Origin of the sequence: Enterobacter sp. N18-03635 (assembly GCF_004006055.1) — a bacterium.
GTDB classification, from domain to species: domain Bacteria; phylum Pseudomonadota; class Gammaproteobacteria; order Enterobacterales; family Enterobacteriaceae; genus Enterobacter; species Enterobacter vonholyi.
In genome coordinates this window covers 3,868,854-3,894,414 of sequence record NZ_CP034769.1, presented here as the reverse complement: position 1 = coordinate 3,894,414, position 25,561 = coordinate 3,868,854, and the positions used below count along the sequence as shown (strand labels likewise).

25 protein-coding genes are annotated in these 25,561 nt (G+C 56.5%); 12 read left to right on the top strand and 13 right to left on the bottom strand.

The genetic code is table 11. The features are described from left to right. Window positions 1-29: 29 nt before the first annotated feature. The 3 genes from ELK40_RS19345 to qseB all read right to left on the bottom strand — a co-directional run bounded on the left by ELK40_RS19345 (window position 30) and on the right by qseB (window position 2,721). Entirely contained in the window at window positions 30-611 is a 582-nt protein-coding gene (locus ELK40_RS19345) for an NAD(P)H-dependent oxidoreductase (protein WP_127732322.1), read from the bottom strand. Window positions 612-715: 104 nt separating this feature from the next. Continuing rightward, window positions 716-2,065: a quorum sensing histidine kinase QseC gene (gene qseC / locus ELK40_RS19340; RefSeq protein WP_127732320.1), complete on the bottom strand. Its 1,350-nt coding sequence runs from the start codon at window positions 2,063-2,065 to the stop codon at window positions 716-718. After that, window positions 2,062-2,721, bottom strand: coding sequence for a quorum sensing response regulator transcription factor QseB (gene qseB / locus ELK40_RS19335; protein WP_023326078.1), 660 nt, complete (start codon window positions 2,719-2,721; stop codon window positions 2,062-2,064). Before qseB ends, qseC begins: the two co-directional genes overlap by 4 nt. 138 nt (window positions 2,722-2,859) lie before the next feature. Between qseB and ELK40_RS19330 the strand changes: the two genes are divergently transcribed. The 4 genes from ELK40_RS19330 to ftsP all read left to right on the top strand — a co-directional run bounded on the left by ELK40_RS19330 (window position 2,860) and on the right by ftsP (window position 8,011). After that, the gene (locus ELK40_RS19330) at window positions 2,860-3,261 is read left to right on the top strand and encodes a NirD/YgiW/YdeI family stress tolerance protein (protein WP_111963277.1); all 402 of its coding nucleotides are present in this window, start codon (window positions 2,860-2,862) and stop codon (window positions 3,259-3,261) included. Window positions 3,262-3,379: 118 nt separating this feature from the next. Then, the gene (gene parC / locus ELK40_RS19325; protein ID WP_111963276.1) at window positions 3,380-5,638 is read left to right on the top strand and encodes a DNA topoisomerase IV subunit A; all 2,259 of its coding nucleotides are present in this window, start codon (window positions 3,380-3,382) and stop codon (window positions 5,636-5,638) included. 164 nt (window positions 5,639-5,802) lie between these two features. Beyond that, complete coding sequence (plsC, locus tag ELK40_RS19320) at window positions 5,803-6,540, top strand: 1-acylglycerol-3-phosphate O-acyltransferase (protein WP_045404006.1); 738 nt, start codon at window positions 5,803-5,805, stop codon at window positions 6,538-6,540. 58 nt (window positions 6,541-6,598) lie between these two features. Next, window positions 6,599-8,011 carry a cell division protein FtsP gene (gene ftsP, locus ELK40_RS19315; protein ID WP_023309186.1) on the top strand — a complete coding sequence of 471 codons (1,413 nt, stop codon included), beginning with the start codon at window positions 6,599-6,601 and terminating at the stop codon, window positions 8,009-8,011. A gap of 30 nt (window positions 8,012-8,041) precedes the next feature. Here the strand turns inward: ftsP and ELK40_RS19310 are convergent, their stop codons facing one another. Then, a complete protein-coding gene (locus ELK40_RS19310) occupies window positions 8,042-9,517 on the bottom strand; it encodes a TrkH family potassium uptake protein (RefSeq protein WP_127732318.1) in 1,476 nt (491 codons plus the stop codon). A gap of 199 nt (window positions 9,518-9,716) precedes the next feature. Here ELK40_RS19310 and ELK40_RS19305 point away from each other — a divergent pair, with 199 nt between their 5' ends. Further along, on the top strand, window positions 9,717-11,888 hold the full coding sequence (locus tag ELK40_RS19305; protein ID WP_127732316.1) for a YgiQ family radical SAM protein: 2,172 nt from the start codon (window positions 9,717-9,719) through the stop codon (window positions 11,886-11,888). 83 nt (window positions 11,889-11,971) lie between these two features. Here ELK40_RS19305 and dkgA read toward each other — a convergent pair whose 3' ends face one another. Together dkgA and yqhD are read right to left on the bottom strand one after the other, a co-directional pair. Next, the gene (dkgA, locus tag ELK40_RS19300; RefSeq protein ID WP_115876281.1) at window positions 11,972-12,799 is read right to left on the bottom strand and encodes a 2,5-didehydrogluconate reductase DkgA; all 828 of its coding nucleotides are present in this window, start codon (window positions 12,797-12,799) and stop codon (window positions 11,972-11,974) included. Window positions 12,800-12,904: 105 nt separating this feature from the next. Further along, complete coding sequence (gene yqhD / locus ELK40_RS19295; RefSeq protein WP_127732313.1) at window positions 12,905-14,068, bottom strand: alcohol dehydrogenase; 1,164 nt, start codon at window positions 14,066-14,068, stop codon at window positions 12,905-12,907. Between the two features lie 194 nt (window positions 14,069-14,262). Here yqhD and ELK40_RS19290 point away from each other — a divergent pair, with 194 nt between their 5' ends. Then, entirely contained in the window at window positions 14,263-15,162 is a 900-nt protein-coding gene (locus tag ELK40_RS19290) for an AraC family transcriptional regulator (RefSeq protein WP_127732311.1), read from the top strand. A gap of 48 nt (window positions 15,163-15,210) precedes the next feature. On the opposite strand, the gene yghB is transcribed toward ELK40_RS19290, so the two are convergent. Next, entirely contained in the window at window positions 15,211-15,870 is a 660-nt protein-coding gene (gene yghB / locus ELK40_RS19285) for a DedA family general envelope maintenance protein YghB (protein WP_023309176.1), read from the bottom strand. A gap of 143 nt (window positions 15,871-16,013) precedes the next feature. Next, a complete protein-coding gene (gene metC, locus ELK40_RS19280) occupies window positions 16,014-17,201 on the bottom strand; it encodes a cystathionine beta-lyase (RefSeq protein WP_115876278.1) in 1,188 nt (395 codons plus the stop codon). A gap of 251 nt (window positions 17,202-17,452) precedes the next feature. Here metC and exbB point away from each other — a divergent pair, with 251 nt between their 5' ends. Then, window positions 17,453-18,184: a tol-pal system-associated acyl-CoA thioesterase gene (exbB, locus tag ELK40_RS19275; protein ID WP_023333405.1), complete on the top strand. Its 732-nt coding sequence runs from the start codon at window positions 17,453-17,455 to the stop codon at window positions 18,182-18,184. Window positions 18,185-18,188: 4 nt separating this feature from the next. After that, complete coding sequence (exbD, locus tag ELK40_RS19270) at window positions 18,189-18,614, top strand: TonB system transport protein ExbD (RefSeq protein WP_023333404.1); 426 nt, start codon at window positions 18,189-18,191, stop codon at window positions 18,612-18,614. Between the two features lie 42 nt (window positions 18,615-18,656). Here the strand turns inward: exbD and ELK40_RS19265 are convergent, their stop codons facing one another. Both ELK40_RS19265 and ELK40_RS19260 read right to left on the bottom strand, forming a co-directional pair. Further along, a complete protein-coding gene (locus ELK40_RS19265) occupies window positions 18,657-19,106 on the bottom strand; it encodes a cytoplasmic protein (RefSeq protein ID WP_115876276.1) in 450 nt (149 codons plus the stop codon). Window position 19,107: 1 nt separating this feature from the next. After that, the gene (locus tag ELK40_RS19260; protein ID WP_032659974.1) at window positions 19,108-19,512 is read right to left on the bottom strand and encodes a hypothetical protein; all 405 of its coding nucleotides are present in this window, start codon (window positions 19,510-19,512) and stop codon (window positions 19,108-19,110) included. A gap of 103 nt (window positions 19,513-19,615) precedes the next feature. On the opposite strand from ELK40_RS19260, the gene ELK40_RS19255 reads away from it, so the two are divergent. Both ELK40_RS19255 and ELK40_RS19250 read left to right on the top strand, forming a co-directional pair. Continuing rightward, entirely contained in the window at window positions 19,616-20,119 is a 504-nt protein-coding gene (locus ELK40_RS19255) for an RNA helicase (RefSeq protein WP_111963268.1), read from the top strand. Between the two features lie 81 nt (window positions 20,120-20,200). Then, window positions 20,201-20,689 (top strand): TIGR00645 family protein, encoded by a 489-nt coding sequence (locus ELK40_RS19250; protein WP_008499805.1) that lies wholly within the window; start codon window positions 20,201-20,203, stop codon window positions 20,687-20,689. 64 nt (window positions 20,690-20,753) lie between these two features. Here the strand turns inward: ELK40_RS19250 and ELK40_RS19245 are convergent, their stop codons facing one another. Beyond that, window positions 20,754-21,794, bottom strand: a complete 1,041-nt coding sequence (locus ELK40_RS19245; protein ID WP_127732309.1) for an aldo/keto reductase — start codon at window positions 21,792-21,794, stop codon at window positions 20,754-20,756. Between the two features lie 231 nt (window positions 21,795-22,025). Here ELK40_RS19245 and ELK40_RS19240 point away from each other — a divergent pair, with 231 nt between their 5' ends. After that, complete coding sequence (locus ELK40_RS19240) at window positions 22,026-23,573, top strand: methyl-accepting chemotaxis protein (RefSeq protein ID WP_127732308.1); 1,548 nt, start codon at window positions 22,026-22,028, stop codon at window positions 23,571-23,573. Window positions 23,574-23,700: 127 nt separating this feature from the next. After that, entirely contained in the window at window positions 23,701-23,955 is a 255-nt protein-coding gene (locus ELK40_RS19235) for a hypothetical protein (protein ID WP_115876271.1), read from the top strand. A 105-nt stretch (window positions 23,956-24,060) separates the two neighbouring features. Here the strand turns inward: ELK40_RS19235 and ELK40_RS19230 are convergent, their stop codons facing one another. Next, window positions 24,061-24,393 carry a hypothetical protein gene (locus tag ELK40_RS19230; protein WP_029740720.1) on the bottom strand — a complete coding sequence of 111 codons (333 nt, stop codon included), beginning with the start codon at window positions 24,391-24,393 and terminating at the stop codon, window positions 24,061-24,063. A gap of 160 nt (window positions 24,394-24,553) precedes the next feature. After that, a complete protein-coding gene (gene yghU, locus ELK40_RS19225) occupies window positions 24,554-25,420 on the bottom strand; it encodes a glutathione-dependent disulfide-bond oxidoreductase (RefSeq protein ID WP_115876270.1) in 867 nt (288 codons plus the stop codon). Window positions 25,421-25,561: the final 141 nt, after the last annotated feature.

Sequence of the window (25,561 nt, the reverse complement as noted above, 5' to 3'; positions counted from 1 at the left end):
TTACTACTCCTTTAATTCCAGGCTACCAGTTAAGCAAAAATTTCCGCGAGATGCTTGCGATATTCTGCGATATAGCTCGGGACATCAGGCATTTTAATCACGTCGTTGACGATAAACGTCGGCAGAGGATCCATGCCCAGGAACTGGTTAGCCTTGTGGAACGGCAGGTACGCGCCGTCAACGCCCACGCCTTCGAAGAACTGATCTTTCTCGGTGAAGGCTTCCAGCGGGGCGTTCCAGGTCAGAGAGAGCATATATTTTTTGCCCTGAATCAGACCGCCTGACCCGTATTTTTTGGACGCGTCAGCGCGGGTGCGGCCATCGCTGGCATACAGTGAGCCATGACCTTCGGTGAACACGTCGTCCATGTATTTTTTTACGGTCCACGGCGCGCCCATCCACCAGCCTGGCATCTGCCAGATCACCACGTCAGCCCACAGGAAGTTCTGTACTTCGGCTTTCACGTCGTAGTTGCTGTCCGCGCGTACGACCTTAACATCATGCCCGGCGTCGCGCAGGAAACCGTCCGCGACCTCGGTCAGGGTGTCATTCAGCTGGCCTTTAGAGTGCGCAAATTCTTTTGCACCGTTGATAATCAGGATGTTGCTCATTATTTGTCCTCGACGATGAGAGTATGGCGAGTATTCTACGCGCGAGGACGGAGCGGAAAAATGAGCAAAATGTGCAAAGTCTTTTGCATTAAACGCAATAATCTCTACCAGCTGACCTTCACTTCAAAACCGCCTTCAGGCGCATTGCTCAACGAGACGCGCATACCGTGCAGCGCGGCGATGCGTTTTACGATGGATAACCCCAGCCCGCTGCCCGTGGCATCCTGACCCGGCGGACGATAAAAGCGCTCGCCGATGCGCGCCAGCGCGTCAGGTGAAATGCCTGGGCCGTTGTCGCGCACGGTAAAATTACGCGCGTCCAGGGTGACGTCCACCACGCTGCCGCGCGGGCTGTAGCGGATGGCGTTGTCCAGCAGGTTGCGCACCAGCAGGCCTAGCAGCAGGGGCTGTCCCTGACGTTTGAGCTGCGGGGCGTGGTTGTTGAGGCGAATATCAATCCCTGCCTGCTGCGCCGGATGCCAGATATCCAGCACCGCCGACTGAAGTAAATCGGCAAGCGTTATCGGTTCGACGTCGTCAAGATTATCCAGCGAGTCCAGACGCGACAGCGTGAGGAGCTGGTCCACCAGCCGGGAAGCGCGGTCGATGCCCGCATGCAGCTGCACCAGCGCTTTTTCCCTCGCCTGCGGATCGTCCTGCGAGAGCTGCGCCACGTCAGTTTGCACCTTCAGGGCCGCCAGCGGGCTGCGCAGCTCGTGGGCGGCGTCGGACGTAAAGCGGCGCTCGCGGGTCATCATTTCCTGGGTACGCGCGAAGAGATGATTCAGCGAATCAAGAAGGGGGCGCACTTCCGTAGGGACGCCCTCCGTCGGCAGTTTATCGGTAGCATCCGGCGAGCGGGAGCGCAGGGTCTGCGCCAGCTTTTTCAGCGGCTTTAGCTCCCGGCTCAGGAGCAAAACCAGCAACAGCAGCATCACGGGCAGCGCCACCAGCCAGGGCGCGAGCTGCGAGCTGACCACGTCCAGCGCCATCTCCTGGCGATACTCCCACTCCTGGCCGACCACCACGCGGTACTTCCCGTCGGGTGAGGTCAGCCACAGGAAACGCCATTCGTCGTTGTCGTCCTGGAGCTGCCCGTTAGCAAACCCGTCGCGGCGATAGTGGTACGGAATATCGCGCCCGTTCTCGCCATCGTTCAGCAGCATTTTGCCGTCAACGGCGTAAATGGCGAAAGCCAGCGCGTCGTCATCGAGACGGCCATGCTTCACTTTTTTCGGGATCTCTCGCATCCGTTCGGGGGCGCGGATCTCGTCAAGATCCATCGTCAGCAGCCGTTTGGCAAACAGCATCTGCTGCGTGTCGAAGAGCTTATCCAGCTTGTGGGTGGTCTGCTGCCAGGCCACCAGGCTGGCGGCAAACCATGCCGTCAGGGAGAGCGCTAAAAAAAGGAGCGTCAGGCGCAGCTTCAGGCTCAGGCGTTGCGTCAGCTTCATGCGTCACCCAGGGTATAGCCGATGCCGTGCACGGTGCGGATAAACTCGCTGCCAAGCTTGCGGCGCAGGTGATGAACGTGGACTTCTACCGCGTTGCTGGAGACGTCGTCATCCCAGGTATACAGTTTTTCCTCAATCGTCTTGCGAGGGAGCACGCGGCCTGCATTGCGCATCAGCAGTTCCAGCAGCGCGAACTCTTTCGGCTTCAGCGTCAGCGGTTCACCGTCCAGCGTGGCGACGAGACGGGTCGGATCGAGCGTGACCTTGCCGTGGCGTAGCTCGCTATGCGTCTGGCCGTGACTGCGGCGGACCAGCGCCTCGAGGCGGGCGCCGACTTCAATCAGCGCGAACGGCTTGCAGAGATAATCATCCGCGCCAAGACGCAGCCCTTCCACGCGCTGGTTGAGCGCATCCCGCGCGGTCAGGATCAATACCGGCTCGCTGCGCCCGCTTTCGCGCCACGCGCGCAGGATGTCCAGACCGTCGATTTCCGGCAGCGTCAGATCCAGCACCACGGCATCATAGGGCGCAGAAGCAAGCGCGGCCTGACCGGTTTTACCGTCGGTAAACCAGTCCACGCTAAAGCCCATTTTGCTTAAACCCGCCCTGATACCGTCGCCGATTAACGTGTCGTCTTCTACCAGTAAAATGCGCATATTCCCTCCTTGATGCCGTCAGTAAACCCTCTGTAAGCGCCTGCTGTACAGCAATAATAAATAAATTTTTCCCTTAAGAAGTTGTTAAGGATTACCCTGTTTAATGGACTGCGAAACCAGATTAAAGGGAGAGTTAATATGAAAAAATTCGCTGCTATTGCCGCCATCATGATGATGACCACTGCCCCCGTTTTTGCCGCGCAGGGCGGATTTAACGGCCCGTCGGCCACGCAAACCCAGACCCAGACGCAGACGGGAGGTTTTGTTGATAACGACGCTAACCTCACCACTGCGGTGAAGGTAAAAGAGATGAAGGACGATAGCTGGGTGAAGCTGCGCGGGAACATTACCCAGCGCCTGTCCGATGACCGCTACACCTTCCGCGATGAGACCGGCACGGTCAATGTGGAGATTGACCACAAGCGCTGGAACGGCGTGACCGTCACCCCTCAGGATAAAGTGGAAATCCAGGGCAAGGTCGATAAAGAGTGGAACGATTTTGAAATCGACGTGAAGCAGGTCATTAAGCTGAACAAATAACCCGGAAAGGGCCGCATAAGCGGCCCTTTTTCTTTGTGACTCAACTCGTCAGATAGGGTAGTATCTGCGGCAATATTGCCTGAAACCCTTCGGTTTCTGAGTTGAGGAATCACACGTAATGAGCGATATGGCAGAGCGCCTCGCGCTACATGAATTCACGGAAAACGCCTACCTGAACTATTCCATGTACGTCATCATGGACAGGGCGTTGCCGTTTATCGGGGATGGCCTGAAGCCCGTTCAGCGCCGCATCGTGTATGCGATGTCCGAACTGGGGCTGAACGCCACCGCCAAGTTCAAGAAATCCGCCCGTACCGTCGGTGACGTGCTGGGTAAATACCATCCGCACGGCGACAGCGCCTGCTATGAAGCGATGGTGCTGATGGCTCAGCCGTTCTCTTACCGCTACCCGCTGGTGGATGGTCAGGGGAACTGGGGGGCGCCGGACGATCCGAAATCCTTCGCAGCAATGCGTTATACCGAATCCCGTCTCTCTAAATATGCCGAAGTGCTGCTGGGCGAGCTAGGTCAAGGAACCGTCGACTGGGTGCCAAACTTCGACGGTACGATGCAGGAGCCAAAGATGCTGCCTGCGCGTCTGCCGAACATCCTGCTGAACGGTACCACCGGTATTGCGGTCGGTATGGCGACGGACATTCCGCCGCACAACCTGCGTGAAGTGGCGAAAGCCGCCATCACCCTGATCGAGCAGCCGAAAGCCTCGCTCGACGATCTGCTGGATATCGTGCAGGGGCCAGATTTCCCAACCGAAGCCGAAATCATCACCTCGCGCGCGGAAATCCGCAAAATCTACCAGAACGGGCGCGGCTCTGTGCGCATGCGCGCGGTGTGGAATAAAGAGGACGGCGCCGTGGTGATCACCGCGCTGCCGCATCAGGTTTCCGGCGCCAAAGTGCTGGAGCAGATCGCCTCCCAGATGCGCAATAAAAAGCTGCCGATGGTCGACGACCTGCGCGATGAATCGGACCACGAGAACCCGACCCGTCTGGTGATCGTGCCGCGCTCCAACCGCGTGGACATGGAGCAGGTGATGAACCACCTGTTTGCCACCACCGATCTGGAAAAAAGCTACCGCATCAACCTGAACATGATCGGCCTCGACGGACGCCCGGCGGTGAAAAACCTGCTGGAGATCCTCACCGAATGGCTGACGTTCCGCCGCGATACGGTACGCCGTCGTCTGAACCATCGTCTGGAGAAAGTGCTTAAGCGCCTGCATATCCTTGAAGGTTTGCTGGTGGCGTTCCTCAATATCGACGAGGTGATTGAGATCATCCGCACCGAGGACGAGCCGAAGCCCGCCCTGATGTCGCGCTTTGGCATCAGCGAAACCCAGGCCGAAGCGATCCTCGAGCTGAAGCTGCGCCATCTCGCCAAACTGGAAGAGATGAAGATCCGCGGCGAGCAGAACGAGCTGGAAAAAGAGCGCGATCAGCTGCAGGCGATCCTCGCGTCCGAACGCAAGATGAATAACCTGCTGAAAAAAGAGCTGCAGGCCGATGCCGATGCCTTCGGCGACGACCGTCGTTCTCCGCTGCACGAGCGCGAAGAAGCGAAGGCGATGAATGAGCACGACATGCAGCCGTCCGAGCCTGTGACCATTGTCCTGTCGCAGAGCGGCTGGGTACGCAGCGCCAAAGGCCACGATATCGACGCGCCGGGGCTCAGCTATAAAGCGGGCGACAGCTTCAAAGCGGCGGTGAAAGGCAAGAGCAACCAGCCGGTGGCGTTTATCGACTCCACCGGTCGCAGCTACGCCATTGACCCGATCACGCTGCCTTCCGCGCGCGGGCAGGGCGAGCCGCTAACCGGCAAGCTGACGCTGCCGCCGGGCGCGACGGTTGACCATATGCTGATGGAAGCCGATGACCAGAAGCTGCTGCTGGCGTCCGATGCGGGCTACGGCTTTATCTGTACCTTCAACGATCTGGTTTCCCGCAATCGTGCCGGTAAGGCGCTGATTAGCCTGCCGGACAACGCTCACGTGATGGCACCGCTGGTGATTGAGAACGAAAGCGACATGCTGCTGGCGATCACTACCGCCGGACGTATGCTGATGTTCCCGGTCAGCGATCTGCCGGAGCTGTCAAAAGGCAAGGGCAACAAGATCATCAATATCCCGTCGGCGGAGGCCGCGAAAGGCGAAGATGGCCTGGCGCACCTCTTCCTTCTGCCGCCGCAGAGCACGCTGACCATTCACGTCGGCAAGCGCAAAATCAAGCTTCGTCCGGAAGAGCTGCAGAAGGTGGTGGGTGAGCGCGGTCGCCGCGGCTCGCTGATGCGCGGTCTGCAGCGTATCGATCGCGTGGAGATTGACTCTCCTGCACGCAGCGCTGCGGGCGACAGCGAAGAGTAATGTCGTGATATCCCCCCTCTGTCCGGAGGGGGAATTTCAATAAAATTTCCCGTAAAATCGTTGTTAATTCGTGCGTTGCGATTAACAATACGCGCTCGTAATAAAGTCCTTACCTGGCCACAGGTGAAGTATAATTGTCAGCTGTTGGGGCTTCAGAGGTCGCTATGCTATATATTGTTCGTCTTATTCTTACCGTCATCTACTGTATTCTGGTCTGTATTTTCGGCTCTATTTATTGCCTGTTCAGCCCGCGTAATCCGAAGCATGTCGCCACCTTTGGCCATATGTTCGGGCGCCTTGCTCCGCTGTTTGGCCTGAAGGTTGAAAAACGTCTGCCGGAAGGGGCGGAGAATTTCGGTAACGCCATCTATATTGCCAACCATCAGAATAACTACGATATGGTGACGGCCTCTAATATTGTGCTTCCACCGACCGTGACGGTGGGCAAAAAAAGCCTGCTGTGGATCCCGTTTTTTGGTCAGCTGTACTGGCTTACCGGTAACCTGCTGATCGACCGTAATAACCGTGCAAAAGCGCACAGCACCATTGCCGAAGTGGTGAATCATTTTAAAAAGCGCAAAATCTCAATCTGGATGTTCCCGGAAGGAACGCGCAGCCGTGGTCGCGGCCTGCTGCCGTTTAAAACCGGTGCGTTTCATGCTGCAATTGCGGCAGGTGTTCCAATTATTCCCGTGTGCGTTTCCAATACTTCGAATAAGATTAATCTTAACCGCCTGAATAATGGGCTGGTGATTGTCGAAATGCTGCCACCTGTCGATACCAGCAAATACGGTAAAGATCAGGTGCGTGAATTGGCAGCACACTGCCGTGAGCTAATGGCTCAGCATATTGCGCAGCTCGACAAAGAAGTCGCAGAGAGAGAAGCCGCCGGTAAGATTTAACCCGGCGTTGAAGGGAAAACGAATTCCCGCGTTGTTAGTCGTTTCAGATGGAGCTTATATGTCACTCAGTCGGCGTCAGTTTATTCAGGCTTCGGGGATCGCCCTTTGTGCGGGTGCGATGCCGCTGACAGCCAGCGCCGCCGGGCAGCAACAGCCGCTGCCTATACCGCCATTAATTGAATCCCGTCGCGGTCAGCCGCTTTTCCTGACGCTGCAGCGTAGCCACTGGTCCTTTACCCAGGGGACGCGTGCGCCCGTCTGGGGCATTAACGGACGTTACCTCGGGCCGACCATACGCGTGTGGAATGGCGATGACGTAAAGCTCATCTACAGTAACCGCACCCCTGAAAATGTCGCTATGACCATCAGCGGCCTGCAGGTGCCTGGCCCGCTGATTGGCGGCGCGGCGCGAATGATGTCACCCAGCGCCGACTGGGCGCCCGTTCTGCCGATTCGCCAGAGCGCGGCAACCCTGTGGTATCACGCCAACACGCCTAACCGCACGGCGCAGCAGGTCTATAACGGCCTGGCCGGCATGTGGCTTGTGGAAGATGAAGTCAGCAAATCTCTGCCGATCCCGAATCACTACGGCGTGGATGACTTCCCGATTATCATCCAGGACAAACGTCTGGATAACTTCGGTACGCCAGAATACAGCGAGCCGGGCAGCGGTGGCTTCGTCGGCGATACGCTGCTGGTCAACGGCGCGCAAAGCCCGTATGTCGAAGTTTCTCGCGGCTGGGTGCGCCTGCGCCTGCTCAACGCGTCCAACTCGCGCCGCTATCAGCTGCAAATGAGCGATGGCCGTCCGCTGCACGTGATCTCCGGCGATCAGGGCTTTTTACCGGCGCCGGTGTCCGTCAAACAGCTTGCGCTCTCGCCGGGCGAACGTCGCGAAGTTCTCATTGATATGACCAATGGGGATGAAGTGTCTGTCACCTGCGGTGAAGCGGCCAGCATTGTCGACCGTATTCGCGGGTTCTTTGAACCGTCGAGCATTCTGGTCTCGACCCTGGTGCTGACCCTGCGTCCAACCGGTCTGCTGCCGCTGGTGACCGATAGCCTGCCCATGCGCCTGCTGCCGCAGGAGATCATGAGCGGCTCGCCGGTGCGCAGCCGTGATATCAGCCTCGGCGACGACCCGGGCATCAACGGCGCGCTGTGGGACGTCAACCGCATCGACATTACCGCGCAGCAGGGTACCTGGGAGCGCTGGACGGTGCGTTCAGATATGCCGCAGTCGTTCCATATTGAAGGGGTGGCATTCCTGATCCGCAACGTCAACGGTGCCATGCCGTTCCCGGAAGACCGCGGCTGGAAAGATACCGTCTGGGTGGACGGCCAGGTTGAGCTGCTTGTCTACTACGGTCAGCCTTCGTGGCCGCATTTCCCGTTCCTGTTCCACAGCCAGACGCTGGAGATGATGGACAGGGGCTCCGTAGGGCAGATGCTGATCAATCCTGCCCCATAATCCTGACATTCCCGGTTCGCCGGGAATGTTTTATGCCCGCCAGAAAAAGCGCGAGAACAGTATCAGCACCGGATAAATTTCCAGACGCCCTAAGATCATCGCCGCGCACATCAGCAGTTTTGCCCCCTCTGTTAACGTGCCGAACGTCGACGCCGTCTCGCCAAACCCCAGCCCCATGTTGTTGATGCAGGCGGCAACCGTTGCGAATGACGTAAACAGGTCGTAGCCCATCAGATTGAGCGACCAGACAAAAAAGCCCGTAATCATCACGTAGAGAAAAAAGAAGCTCCAGACCGAGCGCAGGACGCGTTCATTCACCACGCTTTTGCCCACCTTAATGCTCAGCAGCGCCCTCGGATGCGCCAGCTGGTTCATCTCCTGAATACTCTGCTTGAACATAATGAGAAAACGCAGCGCTTTGATCCCGCCGCAGGTCGAGCCTACGCAGCCGCCAAAAAAGCTGGCGCTCAACAGCAGGAAGATGGTGTGTGCCGGCCACTGGGCATAGTCGGCTGTCGAAAGGCCGTTATCGGTCATCATCGAACTGGCAAGGAAGAAGGCATGCACCAGGCTATCAGTGGCGTTGTACATCCCGGCATGCCTGACCTGCCAGGCGGTGATGACGATAATCACCGCGGCGGCGCTCAGAAAGAATTTAACCTCCGGGCTGCGGCGAATCGGTTTCAGGGTGCGTCTGACAATGGCGACGTACCAGAGGGTGAAGTTAAACGCGGAGAGCAGTGAAAACGCCCCGGCGACCAGCTCAATCGCGTGGCTGTCATAAAACCCAATGCTCTCGCTGCGGGTGGAGAACCCGCCCAGTGACACGGTCGACAGCCCGTGACAGAGGGCGTCAAAAAATGACATGCCCGCCAGCCAGTAGGCCAAGGTGCAGGCCACCCCCAGCGCGAAGTAGGTCACCCACAGCGTGCGCGCGGTATCGGCAAGGCGGGGCGTCAGGCGCTCCTCCTTGAACGGTCCCGGCATCTCTGACTGATAGAGCTTCATGCCACCGATGCCCAGCAGCGGCAGGACCGCGACGGCCAGCACGATGACGCCTAACCCGCCAATGAAATTCAGCTGAGCGCGGTAGTAAAGGTACGATTTAGGCAGGGCGCTGACGTCCCCGATCACCGTTGCCCCGGTGGTGGTGATCCCGGAAACCCCTTCAAAGAGCGAGTCGGCAAAAGAGAGCTGTAGCCCGTCATCCATCCAGAGCGGCATGGCGCTAATCAATGAAAACAGCAGCCAGAACAGCACGATGATCACGAAACCGTCGCGGGTGCGCAGCTGTATGCCCGCGTGACGGGTTGCCCGCCAGGTTAGCCCTCCGAGAGTAAAAAAGGTTAAAAAGGTGGTCAGAAAGGCAAAGTAGGTCCGCTCTTTATTCAGCAGGGCGATAACCATCGGCGGCAGCATAGAAAGGCTGTACAGCAGAACCAGAAAACCGCAGAGGTGAAGGACAACCCGCAGTTGGGAGACATGTAACGAATCGTTGGGCTTCACAACTGAGCTCCGCACAAACACGCATTCCGGGGCAAATCACCGGAAAATATAGTGAATATTATGATCCAAAATTATGAGGGCGCTGTATTTTAACGAGTTCCGTGAATATCTGCCTGCTTCCTGCATCCTTTTCTTCAAATCCGGCGGATGAACAGCGTATAATCCCGCTCCTTTTGTTTATTTTTTCTTCGGAAGCATTATGAGCGCAATTTCCCTGATCCAGCCGGATCGTGACCTCTTCTCCTGGCCCCAGTACTGGGCGGCCTGCTTTGGACCGGCGCCATTCCTGCCGATGTCCCGGGAAGAGATGGACCAACTGGGCTGGGACAGCTGCGACATCATTCTGGTCACGGGCGATGCCTATGTTGACCATCCGAGCTTCGGCATGGCCATCTGTGGCCGTATGCTTGAGGCGCAGGGCTTCCGCGTGGGGATCATCTCCCAGCCTGACTGGAACAGCAAAGACGACTTTATGCGTCTGGGTAAACCGAACCTGTTCTTCGGCGTGACTGCAGGCAACATGGACTCGATGATCAACCGCTATACCGCCGACCGTAAGCTGCGTCATGACGACGCCTACACGCCGGATAACGTGGCGGGTAAACGCCCTGACCGTGCAACCCTGGTATATACCCAGCGCTGCAAAGAAGCCTGGAAAGACGTGCCGGTGATCCTCGGCGGCATCGAGGCGAGCCTGCGCCGTACCGCGCACTACGATTACTGGTCTGATACAGTGCGCCGCTCGGTGCTGGTGGATTCCAAAGCCGACATGCTGATTTACGGAAACGGCGAGCGTCCGCTGGTGGAAGTGGCGCACCGTCTGTCGCAGGGCGAGCCGGTGAGCAGCATCCGCGACGTGCGCAATACCGCCATCATGGTGAAAGAGGCGCTGCCGGGCTGGCGCGGCGTGGATTCCCGCATTATTGATATGCCGGGCAAAATCGACCCGATCCCACACCCGTACGGCGACGATCTGCCATGTGCCGATAACAAGCCGGTTGAGCCAAAGAAAGCGGAAGCGAAGGCTATCGTCGTGCAGCCTCCGCGCCCGAAGCCGTGGGAAAAGACCTACGTGCTGCTGCCCTCCTTTGAGAAGGTGAAAGCCGACAAGGTGCTCTACGCGCACGCGTCCCGTATTTTGCACCATGAAACTAACCCAGGCTGCGCCCGCGCGTTGATGCAGAAGCACGGCGAGCGCTTTATCTGGATCAACCCGCCGGCGATCCCGCTTTCCACCGAAGAGATGGACAGCGTTTTTGCGCTGCCGTACAAGCGCGTGCCGCACCCGGCGTACGGCAACGCCCGTATCCCGGCGTATGAGATGATCCGCTTCTCGATCAACATCATGCGCGGCTGCTTCGGCGGCTGTTCCTTCTGCTCGATTACCGAGCACGAAGGGCGCATTATTCAGAGCCGCTCTGAAGATTCGATCATCAATGAGATCGAAGCGATTCGCGACTCGGTACCTGGATTTACCGGCGTGATTTCCGACCTCGGCGGTCCAACCGCGAACATGTACATGCTGCGCTGCAAGTCGCCGCGCGCAGAGCAAACCTGTCGTCGCCTCTCCTGCGTCTATCCAAGCATTTGCGAGCACATGGACACTAACCATGAGCCGACGATCAACCTCTACCGCCGCGCGCGTGACCTGAAAGGCATCAAGAAGATCCTGATAGCCTCCGGGGTACGTTATGACATCGCCGTGGAAGATCCGCGCTACATCAAAGAGCTGGCGACGCACCACGTCGGTGGCTATCTGAAGATTGCGCCGGAGCACACCGAAGAAGGCCCGCTGTCGAAGATGATGAAGCCGGGCATGGGTAGCTACGATCGCTTTAAAGAGCTGTTCGACACCTACTCGAAGCAGGCGGGCAAAGAGCAGTATCTGATCCCGTACTTCATCTCCGCGCACCCGGGCACGCGTGATGAGGACATGGTCAACCTGGCGCTGTGGCTGAAGCAGCGCCGCTTCCGCCTGGATCAGGTGCAGAACTTCTATCCGTCACCGCTCGCCAACTCGACGACCATGTATTACACCGGCAAGAACCCGCTGAGTAAGATTGGCTACAAGAGTGAAGAGGTGGTGGTGCCGAAAGGGGATAAACAGCGTCGTCTGCACAAGGCACTGCTGCGTTACCACGATCCGAAAAACTGGCCGCTGATCCGCCAGGCGCTGGAAGAGATGGGTAAAAAGCACCTGATCGGCTCGCGCCGCGACTGTCTGGTACCGGCCCCGACGCTGGATGAGATGCGCGAAGCTCGTCGCCAGAACCGCAATACTCGCCCGGCGCTGACCAAGCACACGCCGATTGTGCATCAGCGTTCGAATGGTAATTCGAGTGTGAAGAAGCCCGTGAAGCGCAAAGCGTAAATAAAAAACCCCGGCAAGCCGGGGTTTTTATGTCGACACGCAGGCCGGGTAAGGCGAAGCCGCCACCCGGCTTTTTTACGCAATTACCCGCCAAACTGATCCGGGTCCGGCCCAAGCCGCTTGCCCTTATCCAGCTTCGCAATTTCCCCCAGCTCATCTTTGTCCAGACGGAAATCCCAGACGTCGAAGTTCTCGGCGATGCGCGATGGCGTGACCGATTTCGGGATCACCACCAGGCCGTTGTCCAGATGCCAGCGAATGACGATCTGCGCCGGGGTTTTGCCGTATTTATCCGCCAGGTCGCGAATAATTTTCTGATCAAACACGCCTTCGCCACCCTGTGCCAGAGGGCTCCAGGACTCGGTCTGGATTTTATGCGTGGCGTTCCAGGCGTGAAGCTGACGCTGCTGCAGCAGCGGGTGCAGTTCGATCTGGTTAATGACAGGCGCGACGCCCGTCTCGTCGATCAGCCGCTGCAGGTGATGAACCTGGAAGTTGCAGACGCCGATACTTTTTACCAGCCCCTCTTTCTGCAGTTCAATCATTCCTTTCCAGGCATCAACGTAATGGTCGATAGCCGGGACCGGCCAGTGCATCAGATAAAGGTCGACGAAGTCGAGCTGGAGCTTATCCAGGCTCTCCTGCAGGGCCTCGCGGGGACGTTTTTGATCGTCATTCCACAGTTTCGTGGTGATGAATAACTCACCGCGGGGGACACCGGCGCTGGCCAGTGCGGTACCCACGCCGTCCTCGTTTTTGTACGCGGCGGCGGTGTCAATCGACCGATAGCCGACTTCCAGGGCTTTATGAATGGCGGAGACGACCTCGTCGTTACCGGCTTTCCATACACCTAGCCCCAGCTGGGGCATCACGTTGCCGTCCTGCAGCTTGATTACGGTTTGGTTTGCCATTTTTCCTCCTTCAGGTGCGCATCGCCGGAGGGAGACTCCGGCGATGGGGTGTGCATTAAGTCTGGACGAAATGTCAAAAAACGAAAGTCGGGGGGACAAAAACGCTTAGCGTGCCGCCTCGTAAATACGACGGCTGACGTCCAGCGTGATGTCGCCGTGCTCGCCCAGATGGGTCATGCCGTGCTCTTCGAGTTTCGCCAGCAGGGCAGGGATGGAGCTGCCGTCCAGCCCGTAGCCGGACAGACGCGTTGGCACGCCCAGACCTTCAAAGAAGCTGCGGGTCGCTTCGATGGCGGCATCAATGCGCGCGTCGTCAGAACCCTCGGTGATGTTCCACACGCGCTCAGCGTACTGCAGCAGTTTGGCGCGTTTGGTATCACGCTTTTCATTCCACAGCGCAGGCAGCACAACGGCCAGCGTCTGAGCATGATCCAGACCGTGCATCGCCGTCAGCTCGTGGCCCAGCATATGGGTCGCCCAGTCCTGCGGCACGCCAGCGCCGATCAGGCCATTCAGCGCCTGTGTGGCGGCCCACATCACGTTGGCACGAACGTCGTAGTTTTCAGGCTCTTTCAGCGCTTTCGGACCTTCTTCAATCAGCGTCAGAAGAATGCCTTCCGCGAAGCGATCCTGAATTTTGGCATTCACCGGGTACGTGACGTACTGCTCAACGGTATGAACAAAGGCATCGACTACGCCGTTCGCCACCTGACGCGCAGGCAGGGTGTAGGTGTAAACCGGGTCCAGGATAGCGAACACAGGGTGAACGTGTTCGTTCATGAAGGCCTGCTTGTCACCGGTGGTTTTACGGGAGATCACCGCGCCCTTGTTGGATTCAGAACCGGTGGCTGGCAGGGTCAGCACGGAGCCCATCGGGATGGCGCTTTTAATGTCGCTGCCGCGGGTTTCCAGAATGTGCCACGGATCGATGCCGTCAGCGTAGTGCGCTGCCGCAGCGATGAATTTGGTGCCGTCCAGTACGGAGCCGCCGCCGACGGCCAGCAGGAAGGTGACGTTTTCTTCGCGGGCAATTTTCACCGCGTTCATCAGCGTTTCGTAGGACGGGTTTGGTTCGATACCGCCGAACTCTCGCACGTCCAGACCGTCCAGCGCGCTATAAACCTGATCCAGTACGCCGGTTTTTTTCACGCTGCCGCCACCGTAGGTGATCAGTACGCGGGCGTCAGCAGGGATCTGCGCGCGCAGGTCAGCGATAGCGTCTTTACCAAACAGAATGCGGGTTGGGGTGTGAAGATTAAAGTTGTTCATTGCTCGTTCCCTTTAGTGGGTGAAAAACCGTGGTGCGCAGAGGGCGACCTGATGCTGCACATTGTGGCCGTCCGGGGCTATCCCCTCAATGCACATTCCTGCCGATGTCTTGCCCATTTCTACAGAGCGCTGGAGAAAGCGCGGAAAACGACGCACACTGTTAGCGTCGAAAACCGTACCCGGAGTAACGCAAGATGAACCGTGAGGCTATCTGCCAGCAGCTCACTGTGCAGATTAAGAGATTGATAGATAATGAGAATCGTGCCAGCGATCTGCTGCCGGATATTCGCCTGCTCTATGGCACGCAGCCGGGGACACGCACGCCGGTCATGTATCAGCCGGGCATCGTTTTTCTCTTCTCAGGCCATAAAATTGGCTATATCAACGAGCGCGTGTTCCGCTACGACACCAATGAATATCTTCTCCTTACGGTACCTTTACCCTTTGAATGTGAAACCTTCGCGACAGAGGCGGTTCCGCTGGCGGGGATCCGCGTCAATGTCGACATCCTCCAGCTGCAGGAGCTGCTGATGGATATTGGCGAAGATGAACTCTTTCAGCCTTCGATGGCCTCGAGCGGGATTAATTCGGCGACGCTGTCGGAGGAGATCCTCTGCGCCATTGAGCGTCTGCTGGACGTAATGGAGAGGCCGCTGGACGCGCGTATTCTGGGCAAGCAGATCGTCCGCGAAATTCTCTACCACGTGCTGCTGGGCCCGGGCGGCGGGGCGTTACTGGCTCTGGTGAGCCGACAGACCCACTTCAGCCTGATAAGCCGCGTGCTCAAGCGTATCGAGAGCCAGTACACGGAAAACCTCAGCGTCGACCAGCTGGCGGCGGAAGCAAACATGATCGTTTCGGCGTTTCACCATAACTTTAAGTCGGTGACCAGCACCTCTCCGCTGCAGTACCTCAAAACCTACCGGCTGCATAAGGCGCGGATGTTGATGATCCACGACGGCATGAAGGCCAGCGCGGCGGCGATGCGGGTGGGCTATGAAAGTGCGTCGCAGTTCAGTCGGGAGTTTAAGCGCTATTTCGGCGTCACGCCGGGAGATGATGCGTCACGTATCAGAACGATGCAGGGAGCCTGAGGGGAAACACAGGCCGGGTAAGCGACAGCGCCACCCGGCTTTGTTGAATTATGCGCTGCAGTACTTCTTCTTAATCACCACCGCGATGGTTCCCACCAGACCCGCCACCAGCAGGAACATCGGCAGCACCATCAGGAAGGTCATCACCTGATCTTCGTGGTGTTTCACAAAAGGGATCATATTCAGCGCATAGCCAAGCGTGGTGACTACACCCACCCACAGCAGGGCGCTCAGCCAGTTGAAGAACTGGAAGCGGCGGTTCGACAGACCGGAAATGCCCGCCATCGTCGGCAGAAGGGTGCGAACAAACGCCAGGAAACGCCCCGCCAGCAATGCCAGCAGGCCGTGGCGATCGAACATGCAGGTCGCACGCTGATGATATTTATGCGGTAACTGCGCCAGCCAGCCTTTTACGACGCGGGTATTCCCGAGCCAGCGGCCCTGAAGATAGCTCAACCAGCAGCCCAGGCTGGCTGCGGAGGTGAGAATAACCATCGTTGGCGTGAAGTCCATGACGCCTTTCCCGATTAACGCACCGGCAAGTAAAAGCAGGCTATCACCGGGTAAAAACGAGGCTGGCAGTAATCCATTTTCCAGAAACAGAGTTGCGAACATCACGAGGTAAACGATACCGACGACGTGAGGATCCGCCAGCGCGGCAAAGTCGTGTTGCCAGAGCGCCGCGATAATATCTTGAATAACAGCCATGGACTTTCCTGTGGAACAGCAGATATAGCGCTATTGTACTCCCTTATTCGCCCGTCGGGTTTGATCCCGGGCGCAACTCATGCAGACTTTTCTGCTTGCGGTGTCCACAAAAGCGTCCAGGGAGTACATTTTCAGCCAGCACTCTACACGATACGCTCGAACCCTGCTGCTAAATCGGCAATCAGATCGTCAACATTTTCTAAACCGATATGCAGTCGTATCAGGGTACCGCTGAAGTCTACTTCACCCCCGGGGCGAAGGGCCGCGATCTGTTCCGGCTGGTTAGCCAGGATCAGGGATTCAAAACCGCCCCAGGAGTAGGCCATGCTGAAAAGGGTAAAATTATCCAGATAGCTCGCCAGCTCGTCGTTATTCAGCCGCTTTTTCAGTACGAATGAGAACAACCCGCTGCTGCCCGTAAAGTCACGTTGCCAGAACTCATGGCCTTTACTACCCGGTAACGCGGGATGATTCACGCGCTCAACCAGCGGATGCTGCGCCAGCCATTCGGCGACCTTCAGGCTGCTTTCATGGTGCTGACGCAGACGAATGCCCAGCGTGCGGATACCGCGGCTGGTCATGTAGGCCGTGTCGGCATCCACCATCTGGCCCATCAGGTAGGCATTTTCACGCAGCTGATCCCAGCAGCGCGAGTTGGAGACCGCAGTACCAATCATGCCGTCAGAGTGGCCTATCAGGTATTTCGTTGCCGCCTGAATCGAAATATCAATGTCGAATTCCAGCGCTTTGAACAGCACGCCTGCAGCCCAGGTGTTGTCGATCATAACGATCGCCTCTGGCGCTTTGTTGCGTACGGCCTTCACGATAGCCGGCACGTCGTGAACTTCCATGGTGAGCGACCCCGGAGATTCCAGGAACACAATGCGCGTGTTTGGCTGAATAAGTTCGGCAATGCCTTCACCAATCAGCGGGTCGAACCAGCCGGTCGTTACCCCGAGCTTGCTGAGGATTTTGGTGCAGAAGTCCTGGCTGGGTTCATAGGCGGTGTTGGTCATCAGGATATGGTCGCCCTGTTCCACAAACGCCAGAATGGTGTTGGCGACCGCCGCCGCCCCGCACGGGAAGAGCGCACAGCCCGCGCCGCCTTCCAGCTCGCACATCGCTTCCTGCAGAGAAAAATGGGTTAGCGTGCCGCGACGGCCATAAAACAGCCCGCCTTTCGCGCGGTTACGCGTGGCGATTTTTTTCTCCTCAACGGTGTCAAACACCAGCGAGGAGGCTCGTTGAATCACGCTGTTGACCGATCCCTGAGTATATTTTTTGCTGCGTCCTGCCTGTACCAGCGTGGTATCAAGATGCTTCTTTGTCATGTTCGCTAACCCTGTTTTTGTACGTCTGGACGTCCAGACTACCACGATTGGAAAAAACTGCACCCCGAGGCTTATCGAATAAGCAGAAAATATTAGCAAAAAACCGCATAAGAAATTTTTACTGCGTAAGCGCAAGGAAAGTGAGCGAAAATTACGGCACCATGCAAATACTAATGAGAACTACTATCAATTCGACGACGTTTTGATATTATTACGCTCAGATTTTGTGATTTGCGTCCTGGAGATACAGAGTGGGTAATAATTTGATGCAGACGGATCTCTCCGTTTGGGGCATGTATCAGCATGCTGACATCGTGGTTAAGATTGTGATGATCGGCCTGATTCTGGCGTCCGTTGTCACCTGGGCTATCTTCTTCAGCAAAAGTGCCGAGTTGCTTTCGCAGAAGCGCCGCCTGAAGCGGGAGCAGCAGCAGCTGGCTGAAGCCCGCTCTCTGGATCAGGCTTCAGATATGACATCATCTTTCCACGCGAAAAGCCTGACCACCCTGCTCGTGAATGAAGCGCAGAACGAGCTGGAACTCTCCGCTGGCAGTGAAGATAACGAAGGCATCAAAGAGCGTACCGGTTTCCGCCTGGAGCGTCGCGTTGCGGCCGTTGGCCGACACATGGGGCGCGGCAATGGTTATCTGGCTACCATCGGCGCGATCTCACCGTTCATCGGTCTTTTCGGCACGGTCTGGGGCATCATGAACAGCTTTATCGGTATCGCGCAGACCCAAACTACCAACCTGGCGGTCGTGGCGCCGGGTATCGCAGAAGCGCTGCTGGCGACAGCAATCGGTCTGGTTGCCGCTATCCCGGCGGTGGTCATCTACAATATCTTCGCGCGTATGATTGGCAGCTATAAAGCGACTCTCGGAGACGTTGCTGCGCAGGTTCTGCTGCTGCAAAGTCGCGATCTCGATCTGAATGCCAGCTCGGTTAAGCCGGTGCATGCGGCGTCTAAACTGCGCGCAGGTTAATAGTATGGCGATGCGTCTAAACGAAAATCTGGACGATAACGGCGAAATGCATGAAATCAACGTGACGCCGTTTATCGACGTCATGCTGGTTCTGCTGATTATCTTCATGGTAGCTGCACCGCTGGCGACGGTGGATGTGAAGGTGAATCTGCCGGCATCTTCCAGCCAGCCCCAGCCGCGCCCGGAGAAGCCTGTTTACCTGTCGGTGAAAGCGGATAAATCCATGTTCCTCGGCAACGACCCGGTGACGGCCGACTCAGTCATCCCGGCACTGGAGCAGCTTACGGGCGGAAAGAAAGACACTACGGTCTTCTTCCGTGCGGATAAAACCGTTGATTATGAAACCATGATGAAGGTAATGGACACGCTGCATCAGGCGGGTTACCTGAAGATTGGACTGGTCGGCGAAGAAAAGGCGGCCTCGAAGTGATAAAGAAGCTGGCGAAAGCCGGCTTTTTTTATGCCTGTCGGTTTATGCGCTTTTGTTATTCGTTGGTGCGGCAGAAGGGGTTGCCAGCGCGTCCTCATCAAGCGCAACGCAGGTGACGTTTGAGGTACGGTACTCACCGTCTGACAGCTTGCGCGTCAGACGCAGGGTGGCGATTTCTCTGGCGAGCAGATACTGATAATTGGCCTCGAGGCGCCCCAGAAGCTTCTCTTTCAGCTCTGGCCGCTGTTCAATGATGGCATTCATCACGGCACCGTAAATTTCTTCTTTGACCTGCAGCGGATAAATTTCACGGCGATTCTGCCATTTAAGCCGAACCAGCGTCGCCGGGATCGATACCAGGTCTTGTGTAATGCGCGTCATCTCGTCATTTTTTGTGTTTCGTAGCGCGTCGAGATTTTGCTTTAAGATAAATTCATCACTTTTTTTATCATCTAAAGTCAAATAAACGTCGTTATTTTTAACTTCTTTCACGTTAATCTTCCCCCAGGCTATAAAAAATTGGGTTGTTTTTTTCGCGCGTAATTAAATTAAGCCAAATTTCATTGCCCGCTTCATTAATTTCTTCGGTTTTCTCGGCTATTATTTGACTTAGTTTCTGGGCATCTATTTCCCCCTCGGCCTGCAGGTCATTCAGCAGGTGGACAAAGGCTTCAATTTTTATAGCGCGAAATAAGCGGTCTTTTATATGACGATCGTGCTCTTCCAGCAACATATTTCGCGATTTGCCAGTTCGGGAAACACCAATTAATATATCGGGCTCGAAATCAGAGAGCTTTCTTTTCCCCTGAGTGAAACTGGCCTCTTTTTCTGCTTCCGTCGGTTGCTGTTCCACAGGCGTAATGTGGTACTTAGCCGGGACGAGATAGTCGGGCAGCATTTTTAATTTCCTTTAATTTCAACAGGGTGGGGTTGGTAAAGGCGTGAGATTCGTTGACAATATCATGAGGCAAATTTAAAATCAAAAAAAATGGAGCCTACCCATGAACAGCATCTTTTTTACGGTCATCACATTACTATTATTGACCGCTGGTGTGCTTTTATTGATGCAGGAGTTCAATAAAACGAAAGTGTCGAAAGACGCCAGTGAGCCCCCACAACCTGAACTGATGACAAAAGAGGAAGGTGAAGACCATTTCTCTGTATTGATGAACTCCGTTACGCCTGTCTGGTACTGGCGGGTGAACCACGAATATATCGACTTTTTACATGCGACAATTAAGCGCATGAAAATGTCGGAAATTAATGACACGCCCGGACTGTTTGAGGCGCAGCGTCGCTGTAGCGATCTGAATTCAGCAGTCTATAAATATTATGACAATATCAAAAAGCGCTGTCTTAACGGAGAAAAGGTATCTTATTCCGATCTGGACGTATTGAATTTGCGGCAGTGTTTTCGCGAGTTCAGTCTGGAAGCCTATCCTGAACTGGTGGCGCTTGTCTGGCCGGAGTACGCACGTCCGGAAGTTAATCCAGACAACGTCTGAGTGACGTACCGTTGAGTTATTGCAAACAGTCAGCGCCGTTGAGATATACTGGGCGCTGGTTTCTTTTGCAAACAGGACTCTATGGAACGCTTTTTTGAAAATGCCATGTACGCCTCTCGCTGGATACTGGCCCCCGTCTATTTTGGCCTTTCGCTGGCGCTTATCGCGCTGACGATTAAGTTCTTTCAGGAAATCCTGCACGTTCTGCCGAATATCTTTTCCATTGCCGAAGCGGATTTGATTCTGGTTCTGCTCTCGCTGGTGGATATGACCCTGGTGGGTGGGCTGCTGGTGATGGTGATGTTCTCCGGCTACGAGAATTTCGTCTCCCAGCTTGATATCGACGAGCGTAAAGAGAAGCTCAGCTGGTTGGGCAAAATGGATGCCTCGTCGCTGAAGAATAAAGTGGCCGCGTCGATTGTGGCGATCTCTTCTATCCACCTGCTACGCGTATTTATGGACGCGAAGAACGTGCCGGATAACAAACTGATGTGGTACGTCATTATCCATCTGACGTTTGTGCTGTCTGCGTTTGTGATGGGGTATCTGGATAAGATCAGTAAGAAGTAAAGTACGCCTTACCCCTCATCCTAACCCTCTCCCCAAAGGGGAGAGGGGACTGCTCGGTGCGGCATTATTTATCAGACGACGCCTGCCACAGATTCAACTCCCCATCCGCAACATGCTGGTCAATCCGCTTGAGTTCGTCCTCCGTAAAGCGCAGGTTTTCCAGCGCCTGTACATTCTCTTCCAGCTGTTCCGGGCGGCTTGCGCCAATCAGCACGGACGTCACGCGCGCATCTTTCAGCAGCCAGCTTAGTGCCATCTGCGCCATGGTTTGTCCGCGCGCCTGCGCCATCTCATTCAGCAGGCGAAGGCTGCTCAGGTTGGCGTCGGTGAGCATCTTTTGCGTCAGGCCGCGCACTTTATTCCCTTCGCGCTGCATGCGTGATCCTTCAGGGATACCGTTCAGGTATTTCCCGGTCAGCAGCCCCTGCGCCAGCGGGGTGAAGGCAATACAGCCCGTACCGTTTGCTTCCAGCGCATCCAGCAAGCCGGTCTTATCGACCCAGCGGTTAAGCAGGTTATAGGACGGCTGATGGATCAGCAGGGGGATCTTCCACTCGCGCAGCAGCTCGGCCATTTTTTGTGTGCGATCTGTCGAGTAGGAGGAAATCCCCACATACAGCGCTTTTCCGCTCTGCACGGCATGGGCCAGCGCGGATGCCGTCTCTTCCATCGGGGTGTTTTCATCCACGCGGTGGGAGTAGAAAATATCGACGTACTCGACGCCCAGACGCTTCAGGCTCTGGTCGAGGCTGGCGAGCAGATATTTGCGTGAACCGCCGGAACCGTACGGCCCAGGCCACATGTCATAACCCGCCTTGGTGGAGATAACCAGTTCGTCGCGGTATGCGGCAAAATCTTCCCGCAGCAGGCGGCCGAAATTTTCTTCCGCGCTACCCGGCGGTGGTCCGTAGTTATTGGCAAGATCGAAATGAATGATGCCGAGGTCGAAGGCTTTTCGCAGCAGCGCGCGTTGGGCATCAAGAGGCTGGACGTGGCCGAAGCTATGCCACAGTCCCAGCGACAGCGCGGGCAGGCGCAGGCCACTTTTGCCGCAATAACGGTATTGCATATTCTCATAGCGGCCGGGGTAAGGGTGCCAGGACATGATGTCTCCTTTCTTATTGATGAAATTTTCGAAACAACGTTTTCCTCCTGAACTTATCACATCACAAATTACATCACTAAGCTCGGGCCTGATGGTTAACAACTGCTGTGTGACCAGTGAAGCCATGCTAATTAAAAATGATCACAAAACGTTATAATTTCCCTCTTTCCTGCCGATAACGAGAGTAGTACTCGCCTCTGGGCGAACTCACCCTCACGGCAAGGAAGACTTATGAATATGCTCCGTAATTTCACGATCCGCTTCGTCATGCTGACGATTCTCGGGATCTTTTGTTTAATGTGGGCGGGTGTTGGCTTGTACAGCACCTGGTCCCTTTCTCGCGTTTCAGATGGCAACGAAGTCGATCGCCAGCTGGTTAAACAGATGACGGTACTCAGCCAGGGTAACGATCAATATTTTCGCTTTGTGACCCGTCTGAGCCGCGCAATGGAAGTCAAAGCCGCAGGCGGCACGCCGGATCTGTCCTCTGCCCAACAGGCGCTGGATAACATGGGCAAGAAACTGGCCGAGATGAAGGCGATCTCCCCAGGCCCGATGGATGAGCAGATCTCTTCCAGGGTGATTGGCACCTGGCAGGCGCTGCTTGAACAGGGCGTAACGCCGCAAATGCAGCAGGCGAAGCAGGGGGCTCTGGAGGGGTATCGCCAGCAGGCCAACAACGTCACGCCGCCGCTGAGCCGCGCGTTTGGTGCGGCCGCTGAGGAGTTCAACAATGCCGCCGCGAAGTCGCTCGACAGCACCCGCGTGGTGGTGGACGGCCTGACAAGCATGACCCGCACGGTGATTATCGTTGCCACGATTATCGGCCTGCTGATCCTGCTCTTCACCGACCGTTACCTGGTGGCGATGCTGGTCAAACCGCTGGATCGCATTCGCCAGCAGTTCCGCCAGATTGCCCAGGGCGATCTCAGCCAGCCCATTGAGCCGTTCGGCCGCAACTGCGTGGGCCAGCTGGTGCCGCTGCTGAGCGCCATGCAGGACAGCCTGCGCGAAGCGGTCAGCACGATCCGCTCCGGCAGTGAAAATATCTGGCGCGGCGCGACGGAAATCTCCAGCGGTAACAACGATCTCTCTTCCCGTACCGAAGAGCAGGCGGCTGCGCTGGAAGAGACGGCAGCCAGCATGGAACAGCTGACCGCCACGGTGAAACTGAATGCGGAAAGCGCGCGTCAGGCCAGCCAGCTGGCCGATGTGGCCTCAACTACCGCCAGCCGCGGCGGTTCGCTGGTGGAAGAGGTGGTGACCACCATGAGCGGTATTTCGGAAAGCTCGAAGAAAATCGCTGAAATCACTAACGTTATCAACAGTATTGCCTTCCAGACCAATATTCTGGCGCTCAATGCGGCGGTTGAAGCGGCGCGCGCGGGTGAACAGGGGCGTGGTTTCGCGGTAGTGGCAGGAGAAGTTCGCAACCTGGCAAGCCGCAGCGCCAACGCGGCAAAAGAGATTGAAGGGCTGATTACCGACTCCGTGTCCCGCGTAGAGCAGGGGGCGAAGCTGGTGGGCGACACCGGCACCACCATGGATGCGATTCTGCGGGACGTGACGGAAGTGACAACTATTATGAAGCAAATCGCTTCCGCCTCTGAGGAGCAAAGCAAGGGCATTTCGCAGGTCGGGATTGCCATTACCCAGATGGACGGCGTAACCCAGCAAAACGCCTCGCTGGTTGAAGAAGTTTCCGCGGCGGCGGCGGCGCTGGAGCGTCAGACCGAAGAGCTTCAGCGCTCGGTGCAAAAGTTCCGCCTGACGGCATAACGCAACGTTTCAAGGCCGCCGGATGCGGCCTTGTATTATTAACGCCTTCCCCATTCAGCTCGCGTTGAAACTGCTATTCTTTTGCTAACCCCCTGACGTTCTGGGCTCTCTTCTGTGAGGTGTTGCTATGAACAGATCGTTATCTCTCATCCCTGTTCTCTCTTTCATTTTTCTGATGATGTTCTCGGTTTTTGCCGATGCGACCCAACAGGCGCAGGAACGGCGCGTGGCGCGTGATGTCAGGCAGGAAACCCGCGACGCGTCACGGCAGGTGAAGCAGACCTGCGTGGCGAACAATAACCAGAGTAATCACGACTGCCGCCAGGATAAACGTCAGATGAAACAGGCCGGACGGCAAAAAGCGCGGGATATTAAGTATTAATGTGGTAATGAAAAATATTAGGAATGAGACACGGACAATAAGCGGAAAGCGTCATCGGGGATGTGATTAATACCGGGCAAACGCAGCGCTGCCCGGCTGTATGTATTAGTGCGTCGCCTCACCAATCAGCGCACCCGTGCCCGCACCAACGGCTGCACCTTTCAGCACGCTCTTGCCGGTCACCGCCGCGGCACCTGCGCCCACGGCAGCACCTACCGCACCGCCTTTACGCGCGGCTTTACCTTTGCCGCCGTTTTTGAACATAGCACCCGTGCCTGCGCCAACAACGGCGCCGCCAACGGTCGATTTCAGATCTTTGCCAGTGGCCGCGCCAATCGCCGCGCCTGCTACCGCGCCAGCTGCAGTTTTGTCGATGGCCATTCCCGAGGTGGAGAAAATGAGGGCGCTGATAACCAGCGTTGTTTTAATAAGTTTCATAACAGATCCTTTGTGACTGCTGTCGGTTGATACGTCATTTCTCACTCTCTGACGCGAGAAAAACGTCCAGATAGTGCCAGCAATACCGGTTCAACCTTTAAGCTAATCATGCCCTGGTCAAGGATCTCAGCTGCCGGGCGGGGATCCGCCCGGCGGAACATTACGCCTGACGCTTATCTTCCGTATTGGTCTCGAAGTCGCTCGCCGCATGGCGCTCGTGGAGCTGCTCGTTCAGCTCGCCGCTGGTGCGGTTAACGATACGTCCGCGCTTAACGGCATGCCGATTCGCCACGTCTTTCGCCCAGCGCTGGACGTTGGTGTACTTCTCTGCATCCAGGAACTCGGCGGCGTTGTACACGCTGCCCAGCGCCACGCAGCCGAACCATGGCCAGATTGCCATATCCGCGATGGTGTACTCCTCACCCGCCACGTAGCGACCACGCGCCAGCTGTTTATCCAGCACGTCGAACAGGCGTTTGGCTTCCATGGTAAAGCGGTCAATGGCGTACTCAATTTTTACCGGCGCGTAGTTGTAGAAGTGGCCAAAACCGCCGCCGAGGAACGGCGCCGCGCCCTGCAGCCAGAACAGCCAGTTCAGCGTCTCGGTGCGCCCCGCCGGATCTTTCGGCAGGAAGTGGCCGAATTTCTCTGCGAGATAGAGCAGGATATTGCCGGATTCAAATACGCGGGTTGGCGGGTTCGTGGAGTGATCACGCAGCGCCGGTATTTTCGAGTTCGGGTTCACCTCAACGAAGCCGCTGGAGAACTGATCGCCCTCGCCGATGCGGATCAACCACGCGTCGTACTCCGCGCCCGTCACGCCCAGCGCCAGCAGCTCTTCGAGCATGATCGTCACTTTCTGGCCGTTCGGTGTCCCGAGAGAGTAAAGCTGCAGCGGGTGGGAGCCCACGGGCAGATCTTTCTCATGCGTTGCGCCGGAAATCGGACGGTTAATGTTGGCGAACGCGCCGCCGTTGTTCTTTTTCCATTCCCACACTTTGGGTGGCTGATACGTGTTGTCTGACATGTTGGCCTGCCTTTTGAGTGATGTGTTGAGGCAGTGTAGCAGGAGATTTGTGAACCGTTTAACGTTGCGAGCGCAATCAATTAACCGCTATTCCTTCTGCTGCTTATATATATCAAATCCGGCATAAGCTTAATCGAAAAT

Excerpts from the sequence above, each read along its gene's own strand:
- exbD (WP_023333404.1), top strand. The coding sequence starts at position 18,189 with ATGGCGATGCGTCTAAACGAAAATCTGGACGATAACGGCGAAATGCAT.
- ELK40_RS19305 (WP_127732316.1), top strand. The coding sequence starts at position 9,717 with ATGAGCGCAATTTCCCTGATCCAGCCGGATCGTGACCTCTTCTCCTGG.
- ftsP (WP_023309186.1), top strand. The coding sequence starts at position 6,599 with ATGTCACTCAGTCGGCGTCAGTTTATTCAGGCTTCGGGGATCGCCCTT.
- ELK40_RS19345 (WP_127732322.1), bottom strand. The coding sequence starts at position 611 with ATGAGCAACATCCTGATTATCAACGGTGCAAAAGAATTTGCGCACTCT.
- ELK40_RS19330 (WP_111963277.1), top strand. The coding sequence starts at position 2,860 with ATGAAAAAATTCGCTGCTATTGCCGCCATCATGATGATGACCACTGCC.
- plsC (WP_045404006.1), top strand. The coding sequence starts at position 5,803 with ATGCTATATATTGTTCGTCTTATTCTTACCGTCATCTACTGTATTCTG.
- ELK40_RS19260 (WP_032659974.1), bottom strand. The coding sequence starts at position 19,512 with ATGCTGCCCGACTATCTCGTCCCGGCTAAGTACCACATTACGCCTGTG.
- ELK40_RS19235 (WP_115876271.1), top strand. The coding sequence starts at position 23,701 with ATGAACAGATCGTTATCTCTCATCCCTGTTCTCTCTTTCATTTTTCTG.
- yqhD (WP_127732313.1), bottom strand. The coding sequence starts at position 14,068 with ATGAACAACTTTAATCTTCACACCCCAACCCGCATTCTGTTTGGTAAA.
- dkgA (WP_115876281.1), bottom strand. The coding sequence starts at position 12,799 with ATGGCAAACCAAACCGTAATCAAGCTGCAGGACGGCAACGTGATGCCC.
- yghU (WP_115876270.1), bottom strand. The coding sequence starts at position 25,420 with ATGTCAGACAACACGTATCAGCCACCCAAAGTGTGGGAATGGAAAAAG.
- ELK40_RS19290 (WP_127732311.1), top strand. The coding sequence starts at position 14,263 with ATGAACCGTGAGGCTATCTGCCAGCAGCTCACTGTGCAGATTAAGAGA.
- qseC (WP_127732320.1), bottom strand. The coding sequence starts at position 2,065 with ATGAAGCTGACGCAACGCCTGAGCCTGAAGCTGCGCCTGACGCTCCTT.
- ELK40_RS19255 (WP_111963268.1), top strand. The coding sequence starts at position 19,616 with ATGAACAGCATCTTTTTTACGGTCATCACATTACTATTATTGACCGCT.
- qseB (WP_023326078.1), bottom strand. The coding sequence starts at position 2,721 with ATGCGCATTTTACTGGTAGAAGACGACACGTTAATCGGCGACGGTATC.
- metC (WP_115876278.1), bottom strand. The coding sequence starts at position 17,201 with ATGACAAAGAAGCATCTTGATACCACGCTGGTACAGGCAGGACGCAGC.
- parC (WP_111963276.1), top strand. The coding sequence starts at position 3,380 with ATGAGCGATATGGCAGAGCGCCTCGCGCTACATGAATTCACGGAAAAC.
- ELK40_RS19250 (WP_008499805.1), top strand. The coding sequence starts at position 20,201 with ATGGAACGCTTTTTTGAAAATGCCATGTACGCCTCTCGCTGGATACTG.
- ELK40_RS19245 (WP_127732309.1), bottom strand. The coding sequence starts at position 21,794 with ATGTCCTGGCACCCTTACCCCGGCCGCTATGAGAATATGCAATACCGT.
- ELK40_RS19230 (WP_029740720.1), bottom strand. The coding sequence starts at position 24,393 with ATGAAACTTATTAAAACAACGCTGGTTATCAGCGCCCTCATTTTCTCC.
- ELK40_RS19240 (WP_127732308.1), top strand. The coding sequence starts at position 22,026 with ATGAATATGCTCCGTAATTTCACGATCCGCTTCGTCATGCTGACGATT.
- yghB (WP_023309176.1), bottom strand. The coding sequence starts at position 15,870 with ATGGCTGTTATTCAAGATATTATCGCGGCGCTCTGGCAACACGACTTT.